The organism is Ruegeria sp. H6, assembly GCF_056532975.1.
Genome location: NZ_JBQFOA010000011.1, coordinates 114,033 through 130,328, shown reverse-complemented (window position 1 = coordinate 130,328; position 16,296 = coordinate 114,033). Strand labels below are relative to the sequence as shown.

The window sequence follows — 16,296 nt, the reverse complement described above, 5'->3', positions numbered from 1 at the left end:
AGCCGATGGCCGAGGCCAAGCTGCGGATCGACAAATGGTTGTGGCAGGCGCGGTTCTTCAAGACCCGCAGCCTGGCCGCTAAACAGGTCAGCGGCGGCCATGTCAGACTGAACGGAAACCGGGTGCTGAAACCGGCGCAGGCCGTGGCCCCCGGTGACATTCTGACCTTTCCGCAAGGCCGGATCGTGCGGGTGGTTCGTATCGAAGCACTGGGCGAACGGCGGGGCCCGGCCCCCGAGGCGCAGGCGCTGTACTTTGATATGACCGAAAAGCGGGACGTACCGCCCAAAAATCCGGGATTCGAGGGAAAAGGTCGTCCAACCAAGAAAGAACGGCGTGCGCTTGATCTTTCTCGCACCCCAAAGGGATGATCTTCTCTTGAAGAGGCGGGCAGACTGAATTAGCTAGTCGCCAAAGCGCAAACGGGAAATCCGACATGACCTACGTTGTCACCGAAAACTGCATTGGCTGCAAATACACCGACTGTGTCGAGGTATGCCCGGTGGACTGTTTCTACGAAGGCGAAAACACCCTGGTCATTCATCCCGACGAATGCATCGATTGCGGCGTGTGTGAACCCGAATGCCCCGCCGATGCGATACGCCCCGATACAGAGCCGGGGATGGAACAATGGGTCGAATTCAACCGGAAGTTCTCGGAAATGTGGCCGGTGATCGTAACCAAGAAAGATCCCTTGCCCGAGGCTGAAGAGCGCGACGGTGAAGAAGGCAAGATGGAGAAGTATTTCTCGGAAGCGCCGGGCGAAGGCGGTTAAGCGATTCGCCGCCGCAGTGAGGCGTATATCTGGCTGATATAGACCCTATCGCGTTGAAAGATAAGTACTTTAAGGACCTTTAATCCGATAGAGCTTTTGGATGTCGCATTTTTGTGATATAATCCCAACCTGAATGATGACTGAGATGGGATGTACTCCGTAAGTATGTTTGCTTTGGAGTTCTGATTTTATGACACATAAGCCGCTTGTCGGGGCCAGATCGGGCGCCGCGTGTGGTTTTTTGTTGTCCGCCTCCCGTTCACAACCAAGGAAGACCTGTATGTCAAAGTCGAAAAAGCTTGAGTTCCGCCCGAACGATTACGTCGTCTATCCCGCGCATGGCGTGGGTCAGATCATCTCGATCGAAGAGCAGGAGGTCGCCGGATTCTCGCTTGAGCTGTTTGTGATTTCGTTTGAGAAAGACAAGATGACCCTGCGCGTTCCGACCAACAAGGTGACGGAATCGGGATTGCGGTCGCTCAGCTCTCCGGACGTGATCAGCCAGGCGATGAAGACGCTCAAGGGCAAGGCCAAGGTCAAGCGCGCGATGTGGTCCCGCCGGGCTCAGGAATATGAGCAAAAAATCAATTCCGGCGATCTGATTTCTATTGCCGAAGTGGTCCGCGACCTGCACCGCACCGATGATCAGCGCGAGCAAAGCTATTCCGAGCGTCAGCTCTATGAAGCCGCGCTGGAGCGTTTGACCCGCGAAGTGGCGGCTGTGTCCGGTGCTGACGAAATCTCGGCCGCCAAGCAGGTGGACGAGGTCTTGACCTCACGCGCCGCCTGATTGTTCTGAATTCTATTCAAGGGCCGTCCCGGTGTTCGGGGCGGCCTTTTTTCTTGGGCTGCTACGCAGATTGTTCAGCGCCCTAGATCGATGCCGTCAGTGCAAGAATAAACGTGATTTCCCCAATCTGCTGGGTCGCCCCTAACACATCGCCGGTTTGCCCCCCGATTTTGGCTTTGGCCAGCGCCCAAAGACCGCTCACAACCAACAGGGCAATGACCGCGGCAAGAATGGCCGTCGTACCGACCAGCAGAACCGCAAGCAGGATGGCCAGGGTCAAGCCGGTCAACACAGCAAGGCGAGGCGGGGTGCCGACCGAATGGCTCAGCCCCGAGGCGCGCGCATTTGCCATCAGCGCCATCGGAACCGGCATCAACGAGCGCGATAAGACACAGGCCGCCAAGATTCCCGCGGCCAGATCAGCGTTCAGCAGCGCAACGATCGCAGCAACCCGGATCAGCTGAGACAGCAGCAAGGCCAACACGCCATATGTGCCAATATGGCTGTCTTTCATGATTTCCAACCGGCGTTCTTTGGTAAATCCACCCCAGAACCCATCGAACGTATCGGCCAGCCCGTCTTCGTGCATGGCCCCCGTCGCCACGATGAGGGTGGCAACAATTAATGCGGCACTCGCCAGAAGTGACAGACCGAGACTCAGACCGATGCGACCTACCAACAATGCCAGACAGCCCACAATCGCCCCGGCAATGGGGAAGGCCCAGGTGGCGCGGGCTTGGCGGTCAAAAACATGCTGGGGCAGGGTCGGAATGGGCAAGCGGGTCAACAGCACCAGTGCCACCGGAATATCCCACGCAGAAAAAGGGCTCGTGTCGTTTTTGTGCACTCGCAGGCCTTTCCGGGTCTTGTTGCTTTGCCAGCATTGGTTAAACACACAGGACCACTCTGATGCAATGAGGCTTTGAATGCTGCCAGAATTCACCGACCTGAATGCGTTTCGCGACGCTTTGACAAATGCGCCGGGCCCGGATGAGACCGCGCGAAATGGGGCGCAGGACCGTAACGGTCAGTTGACGAAACCGCCGGGTGCCCTTGGTCGGCTAGAAGATCTGGCAATCTGGTACGCCGCATGGCGCGGCGATGCACGCCCTCAGATCAAAGCGCCGCAAGTGATCGTCTTTGCCGGCAACCACGGCGTCACAGCGCAGGGCGTGTCTGCCTTCCCGCCCGAGGTGACCGTGCAGATGGTCATGAATTTTCAACATGGCGGGGCGGCGATCAACCAATTGGCCAAAGCCGCTGGTGCCAGGATGGATGTTCATGCGCTCGACCTGGATCGCCCCACGGCGGATTTCAACAAGGAACCCGCGCTCAGCCATGATGATCTTGTCGCGGCGCTGAAAACCGGATGGCAGGCGGTGGATCCGTCCGCCGATCTGCTGGTGGTTGGCGAAATGGGCATCGGTAACACCACACCCGCCGCGGCGATTGCCTGTGCGTTGTTCGGAGGTGAGGCCGCCGACTGGACCGGGCGCGGTACCGGGGTAGATGATGCTGGTCTGGCCAACAAAACACGCGTTGTCGCCGAAGGCGTCGCCTTGCATGGCGGCTCGGAAGATGGGCTTGAGGTGCTGCGTTGCCTTGGCGGGCGCGAGATTGCCGCGATGGCTGGCGCGATCGCCGCGGCGCGTGTCCTGCGCATTCCGGTCGTTCTGGACGGCTTTATTTGCGCGGCGGCTGCGGCGTGCCTTGGGCGGGTATCGGACACCGCGCTGGATCACGCGGTTGCGGGTCACCAAAGCGCCGAGGGCGCGCATGGCAAGGTTTTGGCGCAACTGGGCAAGGAACCTTTGTTGAACCTTGGTCTGCGTCTGGGCGAAGGCTCTGGCGGGGCGCTTGCGATCAACATCGTCAAAAGCGCCATTGCCTGCCACTCGGGCATGGCAACCTTTGCTGAGGCAGGCGTTGCTGACGGCTGACTAATGCCGCCCGACCCAGCGTTGCCCGGGTCAGGCGGAATTCTTTGCGTGTTCCTCGGCCAGTTCCAACAAAGCGGTTTCCAGATCTTTTTCCAGTTGCTGGGCCCGCTCGATATACTTTTTGTTCTCAGCCGTTGGCATGCCCGGCACCCACAGCTCGGCCAGTTCGCGAACCGAGGACCGGTCATGGTGGTAAAAGGTCTGCTCGGCCTGCGCGGCCTCGTATTCGCTGAGCCCGATGTTTTCCAGCACATAGCGCCCTGCACGCAGCGAACCGTCGAACATCTCACGCACGATGTCGTTCGCACCGGCCTGATAGAGCTCGTAGACATGGTTGCGGTCGCGGGCACGGGCGATGATGTGAATATCGGGCCGTTGCCGCCGCGCATATCCCACTAGGCGGGTCACCTGTTTGTAGTCATCCATCGCAGCCACAAGAACGGTGGCTTTCTCAATTCCTGCCGCCTTGAGCAATTCCGGCCGTGTCGGATCCCCCAGAAACCCTTTGACCCCGAACCGGCGCATCAGCTGGATGGTTTCGATGTCGTGGTCCAAAACCACCGTTTTGAACCCGCTGGCCTGCACCAGACGGTTGACGATTTGCCCAAACCGCCCGATCCCTGCGATAATCACAGGGCCCACCTCGTCAATCGTGTCCGGCTCGACGCTCGGTCCGGTGTCGCCCATGCGGCGGCTGAGCAGGTCATAGATGATAAAGAGAAGCGGTGTGATCAGCATTGTCAGCGCGATGATCATCAGCAGCTTTTGGGACAGGGCAGGCGGAATGACGCTTTGCTGTGTCGAAAAGGCCAGCAGGACAAAGCCGAATTCACCTGCCTGAGCCAGGCCCAATGTGAACAGCCAATGGTCGCGCCCGCGCAGCTTGAAGGCGCGCCCGACGATAAACAGGATGATCCCTTTGGCGAGAATGACCAGCAGAGCCAGACCGATCAGGTCCAGCGGATCATTGAAGAAATACCCGACATCGATACCGGCCCCGACGGTGATGAAAAACAGGCCCAGAAACAGGCCTTTGAACGGCTCTAGGTCACTTTCCAGCTCGTGCCGGAATTCGGAACTGGCCAGAACGACCCCGGCGAGGAAGGCTCCGAGTGCGGGTGACAGGCCAACCAGCGCCATCAGGAACGAAATCCCAACGACAATCATCAGGGCCAGCGCCGTGTACATCTCGCGCAGGCGCGTGGCGTGGATAAACCGGAACAGGGGCCGCGTCAGGTAAACACCGGCAAGCACGACGAACGCGATGGCCCCAATCGTCACCAATGTGACCGCCCAACCCGGTAATCCCTCGACCAACGAAAGCGTTGCATGGCCATGGTCTGCGTGCGCCGCGTCGACACCGCGGTCAATCGACCCATCGTCTTCGATGTGGATGGATGCCGGAAACGCAAGAAGCGGCAGGAATGCAAGGATCGGGATGACGGCGATATCCTGCGTCAGTAGAACCGAAAACGTTGCCCTGCCGCCGTTTGTTTGCATCAACCCCTTCTCTGACAGTGTTTGCAAGACGATAGCCGTTGACGAAAGGGACAGTGTCAGCCCAACGGCCAGAGAAACAGACCAAGGATGGCCAGCATAATAAGCTACCCCTGCGATGGCCGCAGTGGACAACGCGACCTGCAGACCGCCAAGGCCCAGCAGTTTGTCGCGCATATCCCAAAGCGCCCGTGGCTCCAGCTCGAGCCCGATCAGGAACAACATCATGACGACGCCAAATTCGGCGACATGCTGCAGGTTTTCCGTTTCGGCGCCTACAAGGCCCAAAACCGGGCCAATGGCGATACCGGCGGCCAGATACCCCAGAACCGAGCCCAACCCAAGCCGCGCCGACAGTGGCACGGCAATCACGGCGGCAGCAAGGTAGATGGATGCCTGATAAAGGAACTCGTTCATATTCGTCCTTCCTGAGCCGTCACGTCGGCAATGGGGCGTCGCGTTTGAGCTGGTCCATCACGATCTGGCTTTGCACCCGCGCCACCGCAGGATGGGGCAGGATCACCTCGTGAAGCAAGCTGTTGAGCGCTGGCAGATCGTCACAATAGACATGCAGCAAATAGTCCGCCTCACCGGTCAGGGACCAAACGCTGCAGATTTCGGGGCGGGTTTTCACCATCCGGGCAAAGCTTGATGATTTTTCCGGGCCGTGCGTGTCCAGATGCACTTGAATGAACCCCTGCACCTGCAGCCCGAGTTTCAGCGGGTCCAGCCGGGCGGAATATCCGGTGATGTATCCTTCGGCCTCCAACCTCTGTCGGCGACGTCCCGCCTGACTGGCAGACAGGTTCAACATCTCACCCAGTTGATTCGCAGTCAGATGCGCGTCTTTTTGCAAGGCCGACAGCAATCGCGTGTCAGTGGCGTCCAGCACGTGCGTAATATCCTCAACATTGATCAATTTTATGCGTTTTTTCCGCGCGTTACCCAAGTTTACACGAATTCCTCGCGCAGAAACAGCGCGATCTGTTCACGATCACGGGCTTGGCGGAATTAGGTTGGCTATCGGCCATGTAGAGTCCAATAATTGAGCGCGACCAAGGAGCGGATCACGCCAACCACTGTCAGCTGTGTCCAGGCTTTCAGGCGCGTTGGTCAGCCTTCGGGTGTTTCAAGCACAATCCATGTCCAAGTCACTCCGGCGCGATGGTTGCCGTCTTGCAATGATGCTTCGTTACTGAGATGCAAAAGTCTCAGTCCCAGCGCCTTGGAGGCAGCAAGGATCCCTTGTTCGTCGATCCCAAAGCTCCGCCGTCCAACGGGGCTGGGCCCGTGCCTGAGCGACAATACAAGCCGTGCCCTTGGGGTGAGCAGGGTAGCAATGCGTCCGATAGCCCGCGGCTGGTCTTGGGCTGTCAGGTGGTGGAGAACTCCGATAGCAATGGCGAGGTCGTGCAAGCAGTCGAGCGCATTTGTGGAGTTCAGATCGGGCAAGCAGTCATCGCACCAAGTGATTGCTGGATGCGCGTGGTGTGCTTGTCCGTGGGAGCGAAAAGGCGGGCGTCGGTTCGACAGCGGTGACAAAGCTGCCTTGTGACGCGAACCAATGTGCCGTTCGGCCTGTGCCTGCGCCGATGTCCAGAACTGAACTGTGTTTCCGTTCAAGGAATTTGGCGACGGGGGCCAAAACGGCTTGGGGTGGCAATGCGTCATAGGCCGGTATCAGTTCGCTTGCGGCATCCTGATAGCCGACGACAACCGAGCGTGAGACTTCAGCGCTATCCACGCGGCATCTTGAGGGTCACGTTGTTGCCGCGTTTTTGATAGCGCAGTTCGCTGTCTCCGATTGCGACCACTTTGCCGCCATCCAGCCTGTCGCCCACTTTCAGCTTTTTGTAGCGTCCGCTGGGTAATCGGACCAACGCGCGCCGGTTCGAAGGTGTGCCGTAGACCCCGATCAGGTTCAGCTTTCGCAGGTTGATTGCGTTGTCGATTGTGGCCTGCCGGGCCACCGATGCCGTTGTCGGGATGCGCGGATTGACTGTTCTGGGTTGGAAAGTTCCGATATCGTCGTCGGAGTTGTTTACCCTGGCCGTCGATCCCAGCGTCGCTGTTCCGGCACTCTGTTGCGCGGCTGCGACCGCGGCCGCCCGCGCGGGGCGCAGCTTCGGTCTGGGAACGCGGACAACGGCCAAGGCGGTTGGGGTCGGGTCAACCTCTGGCTCGGGTTCGGGACGCAGCGTGGCTGGGCGAAGCTTTGGCCGAACCACGGCAAGCTCTTCCAGCGAGCGTCCGCCCAACTGCTGACGTTCGAACTGTTCGACCAGGTTGTCGGGCCGCGCCCGTGGGCGATATCCGGCCAATCTTTGATCCGGTTCCTCGACAACCGGTTCTTCCTCAAACCGGACCGGTGGATCAGGCGGGACGGATGACGGGCGACCGGCGTAAACCATCACGCCGTCAGGATTGAGCGTGCCTTCGCGGCTTGGGGTCACCAAGCCACGCTCATCCAGTTCGAATTCGGCGGCATTCGCAAGGGGCAGTGCGGCCAATACAAACGGCGCATCCGTCGCAAACTCATCGACGGCGGGCAGGGCGATTGCATCCTGTGACAGGTCCGAACGATCAAGGGATGTCAGGTACAATTCTTCAGGCGGGTGAGGCTCTGGCGTGTCCAGCAGGGGTGGAGTGGCCGGGGCAACCCCCGAAAACTCGCGAAACAAGGTCTGTGGCTCTGGGCTTCGGTCAATGGCTTCGACCGGTTCCGGCGCCACCTGCAGAGCTTCGAGAATCGCGGCGTCCGTCGGGCTGAGCACTGGGTCCACGACCGTTTCCGGGGCCGAGCTCTCTGGCGCGGGTTCTTTCAGTATCTCTGGTTCTACAACCGCGATCTGGGGCTCTGGCTCTGGCGCAATCTCGGGAAGGGCGGGTTGCGACTGGGGTGCCGGTTCGGGTTGCGCGATCTCGGTCTGAACACTCGGCTCCGCAAGGTCAGTTGCCAGATCGATCGGCGTTTGTTCGGAGGACGACCTGAGCGCCCACCATCCTCCGACAACCATGCCCAGAACCACCGACGCCGCCACCGCAGGTACCAGAACGCGCTTTGACTCCAGCACCAAAACCGGGGGTGGTGTCTTGGTTGCCTCGGGTGACCGAAAGGCAGACGGGGCAGGGGTCGCAGCGATTGCGTGTACCGGCGGTTCGCTGTCCTCAGCACTTTCCGCCACCGGTGTTGGCACCGCTTCTGTGACGGGAATGTCTGGCTGATCCTCCAAAGGTTCCAGATCAGTTGCGAAGGCCAGATAGGGGCCTGTCAAAGCGTCCTCATCCGTGGCGCTGACCCGGAAACCGTCGGGAATGAACCCGTGTGCGGCGGCAAAGTCATGCGCCTCGGTCAGGGTCTGACGCGCAACTGCGGCCACCAGCGTATCACCGGCGCAATCGGCCGTGGCATAAGACAGCTCAGACAGGTCGTAAGGCGTTGCTTCGGCGAGCGTTTCCTGCACTTTCTGTTGCGCAGAGGTGGCTTCCAGCCCGTGGGTTTCAACGGTCAGCAGGCGAACCTGATCATCGGGAATGATCAGCGAACAGCTTAGATCATTGGCCAGCGCAAATCCTTGATCCCGCAACGCCTGTATTTGTTCGGCGAAATCCGGCGCGTCCAGCGGAACGGTCCCGATGCAGTACCATTCGCCATCCGAATGGTGATGCAGGGAAATACCGTTCTCAGAAAAAGACAGCGCGAAGGCGGGTTTCATAATCCGGATGAACCATAGTTGTCAGTTTCAATGCAAACGCTTTGGTGTCCGCTCAGCGAGATTATAGCAGGAACCTGCCGAGGAAAAGAAAAAGACGGTATCACCTCTTGTTGAACATGGGTCGCCAGACCCATCTTAGACGCAAGGCAATAGGAGGGATCACCTTGAAGACACTTGCTTTTTTGACCGCGATGACAGCTGCGATGGCGGCGATGCCTGCCGCTGCGGAAGAACGTCGCATCCTGGTCAGTGGTACGGGTACGGCTCTGGCTGAACCGGATATGGCAACGATCACGCTTGGGGTCACGAACCAGGATGGGCAGGCCTCTGCCGCGATGGAGGCGACGTCATCTGCGGTGTCCCTGATCCTCAAGCGACTGGATGAGATGGGGCTGGAGTCTCGTGATATCCAGACGCGGGATCTGTCGCTGAACCCGGTCTGGTCGAACCGCAGTAGCCAAAGCGGAGAAGCGCCGCAGATCACCGGTTTTACCGCGTCGAACCGAGTGTTCGTGCGGGTGCGGGATTTGGGTAATCTGGGACCCATCATGGACGCGGTCATCCAGGATGGCGCCAATGATTTCGGCGGGTTGAGCTTTAGCGTGCAAGACCGCAAACCGCTTGAAGAAAAAGCCAGGGCAGACGCGGTAGCGGACGCCAAATCCAAGGCGGAACAACTGGCGCAGGCCGCTGGTGTCACTTTGGGGCCGGTGGTTTCGATCAGCGACCAGGCTGGCGGTGTGCGCCCCGTAGAGCAGATGCACAGAATGGCGATGTCGGATGCGGGTGGCGTTCCGGTGGCTGGCGGCGAGATTTCAGTGTCTGTCAATATCTCGATGGAGTTCGAGATACTCGACTAGTTTACGCGTCCGCGCGGGCCTGCAGCGGTTTCAGTTGCTGCCCCTGGTCGTCGAAGTTGCGCGGATCAAGCCAGGCCTCGAACGCGTCGCGGATTCTGGGCCATTCGCTATCCAGGATCGAAAACCACGCGGTGTCGCGGTTGCGTCCCTTGTAATGCGTCGCCTGACGGAAGGTGCCTTCGTAGGTAAAGCCCAGGCGTCTGGCCGCGCTACAGGAGGGTGCATTCAGCGCATCGCATTTCCACTCATAGCGGCGATAGCCCAATTCGTCGAAAACACGCCGCATCATCAGATACATGGTTTCGGTCGATTGCGGCTTGCGCTGCAACAAGGGCGAAAAGTGGATGTGTCCAACTTCAATTGCGCCTGCGGTAGGCGCGATCCGTAGATAGGATGTCATCCCGACGGGGACCTCGCCTTTGTCGAGAACCGTGTGGAACATCGGGTCGCCATCGGTGCAGTTGGCTTGCACCCATTCGACAAAATCCGCCTCGGACTGGAACGGCCCATAAGGCAGATAGGTCCAGTTGCGCCCATCAACATCGTTGACAAACGCCCGGTAGAGACCGGGCGCATGCCGGTTTACATCCAGCGGCACAACCGAGCAGAACTGACCCTCCATCGGCGTATAGGGTGGCGTCGGGCGCGGAAACGCGCCCTCGACCGGCAATCCGATAGGCTGACCCAGCTCGTTGGTGTTGTGCCCGGTCATGACTTAGGCGCTGGCTTTGGCGAGGGCCTGATCCAGATCGGCGATCAGGTCATCTGCGTTCTCGATCCCGATGGAGACACGGACAACATTCGGGCTTGCACCCGCCGCTTCCTGCTGCTCCGGCGTCAGCTGACGGTGGGTGGTCGAGGCCGAGTGAATGATCAGCGAACGCGCATCGCCAAGATTGGCCACGTGGCTGAAGATCTCCAGCGCATTGACCAACTTGATGCAGGCGTCATAGCCCCCTTTGACGGCAAAGGTGAACAAGGCGCCAGCACCGCGCGGGTAATGCTGCTGGACCCTGTCATAATAGGGCGACGAGGGCAGCCCCGCATAGGTCACGTAGTCAACCCTATCATCCGTCTCAAGCCACGCCGCGATCTTTTGGGCGTTTTCGACATGGCGTTCCATCCGCAGTGAAAGGGTTTCAATGCCCATCAGGGTGTAATGCGCCGCCTGCGGGTTCATGGTCATGCCCAGATCACGCAGGCCGATGGCGATGCCGTGGAAGGTGAAGGCCAGCGGGCCGAATGTCTCGTGGAACTTCAAGCCGTGATAGGCAGGCTCGGGCTGGCTGAGCGATGGGAACTTGTCATTGGCCGACCAGTCGAACTTGCCCGAATCCACGATGCAGCCGCCGGTGACGGTGCCGTTGCCGGTCAGGTACTTTGTGGTCGAATGCACCACCAGCGTCGCGCCATGTTCGATCGGACGGCACAGGAACGGCGTGGCCGAGGTGTTGTCGACCACCAGCGGAATGCCGGCTTCATCCGCGACATCTGCCAGAGACCGAATATCGGTGACATAGCCGCCCGGGTTGGCGACGGATTCGCAGAACACTGCACGGGTGTTTTCGTCGATGGCGGCTTTGACCGCGTCGAGATCGTCGGTGTCCACGAACTTGGCCGACCAGCCGAAACGCTTGATCGTCTGGCTGAACTGCGTGACCGTCCCGCCATAAAGGCGCGTCGAGGCCACCACGTTGCACCCCGGGCCCATCAGTGGAAACAGCGCCATGATTTGGGCCGCATGCCCAGACGAACAGCAAACGGCACCTACGCCGCCTTCAAGCGTCGCGACACGCTCTTGCAGAACCGCAACCGTTGGGTTGGTCAGGCGCGAATAGATAAAGCCGACCTCTTGCAGGTTGAACAGTGCTGCCGCGTGATCGGCATCGCGGAACACAAAGGCTGTTGACTGATAGATCGGTGTTTGACGTGCCCCGGTTGCCGGATCGGGCCGGGCGCCCGCGTGAATTTGCAGCGTATCAAAGCCGTAGGTCGGGCCCTCAGACATAGTGAACTCTCCTGTAGGAACTATTCTCGTGAACTCTGTACGGCATTGGTTGACTGCACACAACGTTGTCAGCGCAGCCACAACCCCTTGGATTTGATGGCCTTGCGGATCACCTGTTCGCGCTGGGGCAGATTGTTCTGATCGAACATCGACCGGATGTTCATGCCCTTGCCCTGATAGATCAGTTTCTTCATTGGATCATAGGTCTTGAGAACCTTCTTGATCTTGTTGGGCGCAGCCACGGTTTCCAGTACCTCGATGACGCGGTCGCTTTCGCGCGCATAAAGCAGTGGAAACAGGCGGTAGTGGCAACTGACCGACCCGTCCAGAAGACCGGCAGGCAGAACATGGCGCCATCCGCCAAACGAGTGGATGACAAGGGGCAGGGCGGCCTGATCCAGCCAGGGATTTAGGTTCTGGCCGGTAAGCTCTGGAATGCCCTCATCCCGAAGGACGCGCGCGTATTCCAGAAACCGTTCACCAAATCTGCGGGGGCATTTGTAGAAGAAGTAACCCGCGTTGAAGTACAAAAACCGCCGCCAATAGTCTTGCGGTTGCGCTTCATCGATGGAGCTTTCGAAATCCAGGTCAAAGCGATCATAGAGCGCGCGCCAGATCCCCTCATAGCCGGGTCCGTATAGCGTAGGTTTGGGCCATGTGCCTTCAACCTTTTCTGAAGCGCCAGGACGGTTGAAATCGAACGGTACTGTCGCAAGTTCGTCGGTAATAAGCGTATCGCTGTCGAAAAAGACAAACGGCTCATCTTCGGGCAGGGCCAGAAGGGCTTCGATCTTGTTGCCGTTCGGATAGCTTTCACCGAAGGTTCGGTTCTCAAAAGGAACGATCTCGGCACCCAGATGATCCAGAGCCTGCAACACATCCTTGTTCTGCAGGCTTGGATCGCGGCCCCAAAGCGGGCCCGGTTGCGGGACCGCCACGATCAGGCGCCCTTGGAAATCAGGAGAGCTGTGGCGCAGCGACGCGGCAAAAAGCACCGCTTCGTATTGAATCCGATTGTTCTGCGCGATGATGACAACGTTGAAATTCGAAGGAGTCGCCGGCATGCGCGCGCTTTCTGTTAGAAGGGCCGTTGCAGCCATTTGATCCGGAATTACAGCAAGGGACCTCGGGCGTCAAAACCAGATGATGCCTCGGATTTGAATAATCGGCCGCTCTTTTTGGCCTGATTTGCTGGGTGGGATTGCCCAAATACCGTTCAAATGCTGCAAAAACAGCCGGTCTGAGGGCAGATACAAAGTTTTTTCCATTTGGTAAATTTTACCAATTGATAAAAAATCAGATTGTGGCAAGGTAGAGGGACAACAAACATATCTACAGGGAGTAGAGTGATGGCACAGGGCCAGATGGCACCCGGTATCGTATCCGGGCGGCTTTCCAGCGATGAGCTGACCTCGAATTTTTCGGATTTGCACCCGCCTTTGGCCCCGCACGAGGCCGCCGTGGCCGCGGATAGGTGCTATTTCTGTTATGATGCGCCGTGCATCACGGCATGTCCGACCGACATCGACATTCCGTTGTTCATTCGACAGATCCAAGCGGGTCAGCCGGGGTCGGCGGCGCGCACCATTCTGGATCAGAACATTCTGGGTGGAATGTGCGCCCGGGTGTGTCCGACCGAGACGCTGTGCGAAGAAGCCTGCGTGCGCGAAACTGCCGAGGGCAAGCCGGTTGAAATCGGTCGTTTGCAGCGGTTCGCAACGGATGCGCTCATGACCTCGGGCGAGCACCCGTTCGAGCGCGCGCCAGCGACAGGGAAAACCGTTGCGGTTATCGGGGCAGGGCCTGCGGGTCTGGCCTGCGCGCATCGTCTGGCGATGTTGGGACATGATGTGGTGATCCACGAAGGCAAGCCCAAGCCGGGCGGCCTGAACGAATATGGTATTGCCGCTTATAAATCGACCAACGATTTTGCCCAGGCCGAAGTGGACTGGCTGTTGAAGATCGGTGGCATCAGCATCGAAACCGGCTCGGTTCTGGGCGAGGGGATCTCGCTGGACGGTCTGGTTGAGAATTACAATGCTGTTTTCTTGTCTATTGGTTTGGCAGGCGTGAATGCCCTGCGCGCTGATGGCGCAGACAAGGACGGAGTGCGACACGCGGTCGATTTCATCTCGGACGTGCGACAGGCGGATGATCTGGCGCAATTGCCGGTTGGGCGAAATGTTGTTGTGATCGGCGGCGGTATGACGGCGGTCGATGCCGCAGTGAAGTCAAAGCTGCTGGGTGCCGAGCATGTGACGATAGCCTATCGACGCGGTCGCGACGCCATGGGGGCCAGCCGCTACGAACAGGATCTTGCCGCTTCGCACGGCGTCCGCATCCTGACCAATGTGCAGCCTGTGGCGGTGCATGGAAACGGCGCGGCGGTCGAGATCGAGTTGGAGTATACCTCTAGCGAAGGTGGCAGCCTGCGTGGCACGGGTGAGACGATCCGCGTGCCCGCTGATCAGGTACTGAAAGCCATCGGGCAAACGCTGGACGGCGCGCCGGAAGGATTGAAGCTGGACGGCAACAAGATCGCAGTCAGTGGCGCCGGGAAAACGTCGGTGGCGGGTGTCTGGGCCGGTGGTGACTGCGCCGCCGGTGGCGAGGATCTGACCGTGACTGCGGTGGCCGAGGGCCGGGATGCAGCAATGGACATCCATGCCAGCCTGAGCGCGTGATCCGCAAGGGTGCACCATGAGTATTTTTGAAAAGATGAAGATGCTAACTCGCATCAGGGAGGCCGGATAAATGGCTGATTTGACGACGAACTTTCTGGGTGTCTCAAGCCCGAACCCGTATTGGCTGGCCTCGGCGCCGCCGACGGACAAGGAATACAACGTGCGCCGCGCATTCGAGGCCGGATGGGGCGGTGTGGTGTGGAAAACGCTGGGGGCCGAAGGCCCGCCGGTGGTCAATGTCAACGGCCCGCGCTATGGCGCAATCTATGGCGCTGATCGGCGGCTGTTGGGGCTCAACAATATCGAATTGATTACCGACCGGCCGCTTGAGGTGAACCTTGAGGAAATGGCCCGGGTCAAATCGGATTTCCCGGACCGCGCGCTGATCGCGTCACTTATGGTGCCGTGTGAGGAAGAGGCGTGGAAAGCCATCCTGCCGCGCGTGATGGAAACGGGTGCTGACGGTATCGAACTGAACTTTGGCTGCCCGCATGGTATGAGCGAGCGTGGCATGGGATCTGCCGTGGGGCAGGTGCCGGAATATATCGAAATGGTGACCCGCTGGTGCAAGCAATACTATGACCGCCCGGTCATCGTGAAGCTGACACCCAACATAACCGATATCCGCAAGCCAGCGGCGGCGGCCAAAAATGGCGGCGCGGATGCGGTGTCGCTGATCAATACGATTAACTCGATTACCAGTGTCAATCTGGACACGTTCAGCCCGGAACCGTCGATTGACGGCAAGGGCAGCCATGGCGGCTATTGCGGTCCGGCGGTCAAGCCGATTGCCCTGTCGATGGTGTCCGAAATTGCACGGGCCGAGGCCACGCGCGGACTGCCCATTTCGGGCATCGGTGGCGTGACCACGTGGCGCGACGCGGCCGAGTTCATCTCGCTGGGGTGTGGCACGGTTCAGGTCTGTACGGCTGCGATGACCTATGGGTTCAAGATCATCGATGAATTGACGGCGGGCCTGTCCGAATGGATGGACGAAAAAGGATACAGCAGCATCGATGAGGTGATCGGGCGCGCCGTGCCAAATGTCACCGATTGGCAATATCTGAACCTGAACTACATTGCCAAAGCCAAAATCGATCAGGATCAGTGCATCAAATGCGGGCGTTGCTATGCGGCGTGCGAAGATACCAGCCACCAGGCGATCTCGATGTCGGATGACCGCGTGTTCGAGGTGATCGATGAGGAATGTGTTGCCTGCAACCTGTGCGTCGATGTCTGCCCGGTCGAGAATTGTATTTCGATGGTGCAGATGGCCGCGGGCGAGGTTGATCCTCGCACCGGCAAGACGGTTGATCCGGAATATGCCAACTGGACGAGCCATCCCAACAATCCGATGGCGCGCGCCGCCGAGTGAGGAAACAGATCAGGGCCGCTATGCGGCCCTTTTCTATGGCGCAAGTAACTTGCGATAGAGCGTGTCGATAAAGGTCTCGGCCCCCTCGAACGGGTCCTCTTCGCCCAGAATGGCGCGCACTTGAACGTCGAAATCGGCATAGTGCTGTGTCAGCGCCCAGATCGAAAACACCAGATGATAGGGGTGTACGCGGGCAATTTTGTCCTGATCCATCCATTTTGAGATCACACCGATCTTTTCATCGACTAGCGTTTTGAGATCGACGGACAGCGCATCGTGGATGCGCGGGGCCCCTTGAACGATTTCGTTGGCAAACAGACGGCTTTCGCGCGGCAGGTCGCGGCTCATCTGCAGTTTGCGGTGAATATATGTCTGGATTTCTTGCAGCGGATCGCCGTTTTCGTCCAGCTCACGCAGTGGGGCCAGCCAAACATCCAAGAGCTGCGAAAGTAGTGCCGTATGGATCGCTTCTTTGGAGGGAAAGTAATACAACAGGTTCGGTTTGCTCAGTCCGGCCTCGGTTGCGATCTGATCGACGGTTGCACCGCGAAAGCCATGTGCTGAGAATACATTCAGCGCCGCTTCCAGAATCGCTGCTCGGTTCTTTTTCTGGATACGCGTAGGCGCACGGTCATTGGGCATTGGATGTCT

The 16,296-nt window shown here is 59.0% G+C and carries 16 protein-coding genes; 7 read left to right on the top strand and 9 right to left on the bottom strand.

What is annotated here, in order from left to right:
- The first annotated feature begins 5 nt into the window (after nucleotides 1-5).
- The 3 genes from ACR0AG_RS17175 to ACR0AG_RS17165 all read left to right on the top strand — a co-directional run bounded on the left by ACR0AG_RS17175 (nucleotide 6) and on the right by ACR0AG_RS17165 (nucleotide 1,565).
- Nucleotides 6-371: an RNA-binding S4 domain-containing protein gene (locus tag ACR0AG_RS17175; protein WP_480841130.1), complete on the top strand. Its 366-nt coding sequence runs from the start codon at nucleotides 6-8 to the stop codon at nucleotides 369-371.
- A 65-nt stretch (nucleotides 372-436) separates the two neighbouring features.
- Nucleotides 437-775: a ferredoxin FdxA gene (gene fdxA, locus ACR0AG_RS17170; RefSeq protein WP_170682977.1), complete on the top strand. Its 339-nt coding sequence runs from the start codon at nucleotides 437-439 to the stop codon at nucleotides 773-775.
- A 280-nt stretch (nucleotides 776-1,055) separates the two neighbouring features.
- A complete protein-coding gene (locus ACR0AG_RS17165; RefSeq protein ID WP_170792284.1) occupies nucleotides 1,056-1,565 on the top strand; it encodes a CarD family transcriptional regulator in 510 nt (169 codons plus the stop codon).
- 82 nt (nucleotides 1,566-1,647) lie between these two features.
- On the opposite strand, the gene cobS is transcribed toward ACR0AG_RS17165, so the two are convergent.
- On the bottom strand, nucleotides 1,648-2,367 hold the full coding sequence (gene cobS / locus ACR0AG_RS17160; protein WP_480841127.1) for an adenosylcobinamide-GDP ribazoletransferase: 720 nt from the start codon (nucleotides 2,365-2,367) through the stop codon (nucleotides 1,648-1,650).
- Between the two features lie 124 nt (nucleotides 2,368-2,491).
- Here cobS and cobT point away from each other — a divergent pair, with 124 nt between their 5' ends.
- Nucleotides 2,492-3,505, top strand: coding sequence for a nicotinate-nucleotide--dimethylbenzimidazole phosphoribosyltransferase (gene cobT, locus ACR0AG_RS17155; RefSeq protein ID WP_480841125.1), 1,014 nt, complete (start codon nucleotides 2,492-2,494; stop codon nucleotides 3,503-3,505).
- Between the two features lie 30 nt (nucleotides 3,506-3,535).
- Here cobT and ACR0AG_RS17150 read toward each other — a convergent pair whose 3' ends face one another.
- From ACR0AG_RS17150 to ACR0AG_RS17135, 4 genes are all read right to left on the bottom strand, one after another.
- A complete protein-coding gene (locus tag ACR0AG_RS17150) occupies nucleotides 3,536-5,419 on the bottom strand; it encodes a monovalent cation:proton antiporter-2 (CPA2) family protein (RefSeq protein WP_480841123.1) in 1,884 nt (627 codons plus the stop codon).
- 19 nt (nucleotides 5,420-5,438) lie between these two features.
- Complete coding sequence (locus ACR0AG_RS17145; RefSeq protein WP_480841121.1) at nucleotides 5,439-5,894, bottom strand: Lrp/AsnC family transcriptional regulator; 456 nt, start codon at nucleotides 5,892-5,894, stop codon at nucleotides 5,439-5,441.
- Nucleotides 5,895-6,458: 564 nt separating this feature from the next.
- A complete protein-coding gene (locus tag ACR0AG_RS17140; protein ID WP_480841119.1) occupies nucleotides 6,459-6,746 on the bottom strand; it encodes a hypothetical protein in 288 nt (95 codons plus the stop codon).
- On the bottom strand, nucleotides 6,739-8,718 hold the full coding sequence (locus ACR0AG_RS17135; protein ID WP_480841117.1) for a hypothetical protein: 1,980 nt from the start codon (nucleotides 8,716-8,718) through the stop codon (nucleotides 6,739-6,741). Before ACR0AG_RS17135 ends, ACR0AG_RS17140 begins: the two co-directional genes overlap by 8 nt.
- Nucleotides 8,719-8,882: 164 nt before the next feature.
- Between ACR0AG_RS17135 and ACR0AG_RS17130 the strand changes: the two genes are divergently transcribed.
- Entirely contained in the window at nucleotides 8,883-9,578 is a 696-nt protein-coding gene (locus tag ACR0AG_RS17130) for an SIMPL domain-containing protein (protein WP_480841115.1), read from the top strand.
- A 1-nt stretch (nucleotide 9,579) separates the two neighbouring features.
- On the opposite strand, the gene ACR0AG_RS17125 is transcribed toward ACR0AG_RS17130, so the two are convergent.
- From ACR0AG_RS17125 to ACR0AG_RS17115, 3 genes are all read right to left on the bottom strand, one after another.
- Nucleotides 9,580-10,290, bottom strand: coding sequence for a GNAT family N-acetyltransferase (locus ACR0AG_RS17125; RefSeq protein WP_480841113.1), 711 nt, complete (start codon nucleotides 10,288-10,290; stop codon nucleotides 9,580-9,582).
- Nucleotides 10,291-10,293: 3 nt separating this feature from the next.
- Entirely contained in the window at nucleotides 10,294-11,586 is a 1,293-nt protein-coding gene (locus ACR0AG_RS17120) for an O-acetylhomoserine aminocarboxypropyltransferase/cysteine synthase family protein (RefSeq protein WP_480841111.1), read from the bottom strand.
- A 68-nt stretch (nucleotides 11,587-11,654) separates the two neighbouring features.
- Nucleotides 11,655-12,650 carry a hypothetical protein gene (locus ACR0AG_RS17115; RefSeq protein ID WP_480841110.1) on the bottom strand — a complete coding sequence of 332 codons (996 nt, stop codon included), beginning with the start codon at nucleotides 12,648-12,650 and terminating at the stop codon, nucleotides 11,655-11,657.
- A 285-nt stretch (nucleotides 12,651-12,935) separates the two neighbouring features.
- Between ACR0AG_RS17115 and ACR0AG_RS17110 the strand changes: the two genes are divergently transcribed.
- Nucleotides 12,936-14,270 (top strand): NAD(P)-dependent oxidoreductase, encoded by a 1,335-nt coding sequence (locus ACR0AG_RS17110; protein WP_480841108.1) that lies wholly within the window; start codon nucleotides 12,936-12,938, stop codon nucleotides 14,268-14,270.
- A gap of 70 nt (nucleotides 14,271-14,340) precedes the next feature.
- The gene (gene preA, locus ACR0AG_RS17105; protein ID WP_480841106.1) at nucleotides 14,341-15,645 is read left to right on the top strand and encodes an NAD-dependent dihydropyrimidine dehydrogenase subunit PreA; all 1,305 of its coding nucleotides are present in this window, start codon (nucleotides 14,341-14,343) and stop codon (nucleotides 15,643-15,645) included.
- A 33-nt stretch (nucleotides 15,646-15,678) separates the two neighbouring features.
- Here preA and ACR0AG_RS17100 read toward each other — a convergent pair whose 3' ends face one another.
- Complete coding sequence (locus ACR0AG_RS17100; protein WP_480841104.1) at nucleotides 15,679-16,287, bottom strand: TetR family transcriptional regulator C-terminal domain-containing protein; 609 nt, start codon at nucleotides 16,285-16,287, stop codon at nucleotides 15,679-15,681.
- Nucleotides 16,288-16,296: the final 9 nt, after the last annotated feature.

What these genes read in the sequence shown, in the direction of transcription:
- ACR0AG_RS17110 (WP_480841108.1), top strand. Translation starts at nt 12,936, where the DNA reads ATGGCACAGGGCCAGATGGCACCCGGTATCGTATCCGGGCGGCTTTCC.
- ACR0AG_RS17115 (WP_480841110.1), bottom strand. Translation starts at nt 12,650, where the DNA reads ATGCCGGCGACTCCTTCGAATTTCAACGTTGTCATCATCGCGCAGAAC.
- fdxA (WP_170682977.1), top strand. Translation starts at nt 437, where the DNA reads ATGACCTACGTTGTCACCGAAAACTGCATTGGCTGCAAATACACCGAC.
- ACR0AG_RS17150 (WP_480841123.1), bottom strand. Translation starts at nt 5,419, where the DNA reads ATGAACGAGTTCCTTTATCAGGCATCCATCTACCTTGCTGCCGCCGTG.
- ACR0AG_RS17175 (WP_480841130.1), top strand. Translation starts at nt 6, where the DNA reads ATGGCCGAGGCCAAGCTGCGGATCGACAAATGGTTGTGGCAGGCGCGG.
- ACR0AG_RS17125 (WP_480841113.1), bottom strand. Translation starts at nt 10,290, where the DNA reads ATGACCGGGCACAACACCAACGAGCTGGGTCAGCCTATCGGATTGCCG.
- preA (WP_480841106.1), top strand. Translation starts at nt 14,341, where the DNA reads ATGGCTGATTTGACGACGAACTTTCTGGGTGTCTCAAGCCCGAACCCG.
- cobT (WP_480841125.1), top strand. Translation starts at nt 2,492, where the DNA reads ATGCTGCCAGAATTCACCGACCTGAATGCGTTTCGCGACGCTTTGACA.
- ACR0AG_RS17120 (WP_480841111.1), bottom strand. Translation starts at nt 11,586, where the DNA reads ATGTCTGAGGGCCCGACCTACGGCTTTGATACGCTGCAAATTCACGCG.
- ACR0AG_RS17100 (WP_480841104.1), bottom strand. Translation starts at nt 16,287, where the DNA reads ATGCCCAATGACCGTGCGCCTACGCGTATCCAGAAAAAGAACCGAGCA.
- ACR0AG_RS17165 (WP_170792284.1), top strand. Translation starts at nt 1,056, where the DNA reads ATGTCAAAGTCGAAAAAGCTTGAGTTCCGCCCGAACGATTACGTCGTC.
- ACR0AG_RS17135 (WP_480841117.1), bottom strand. Translation starts at nt 8,718, where the DNA reads ATGAAACCCGCCTTCGCGCTGTCTTTTTCTGAGAACGGTATTTCCCTG.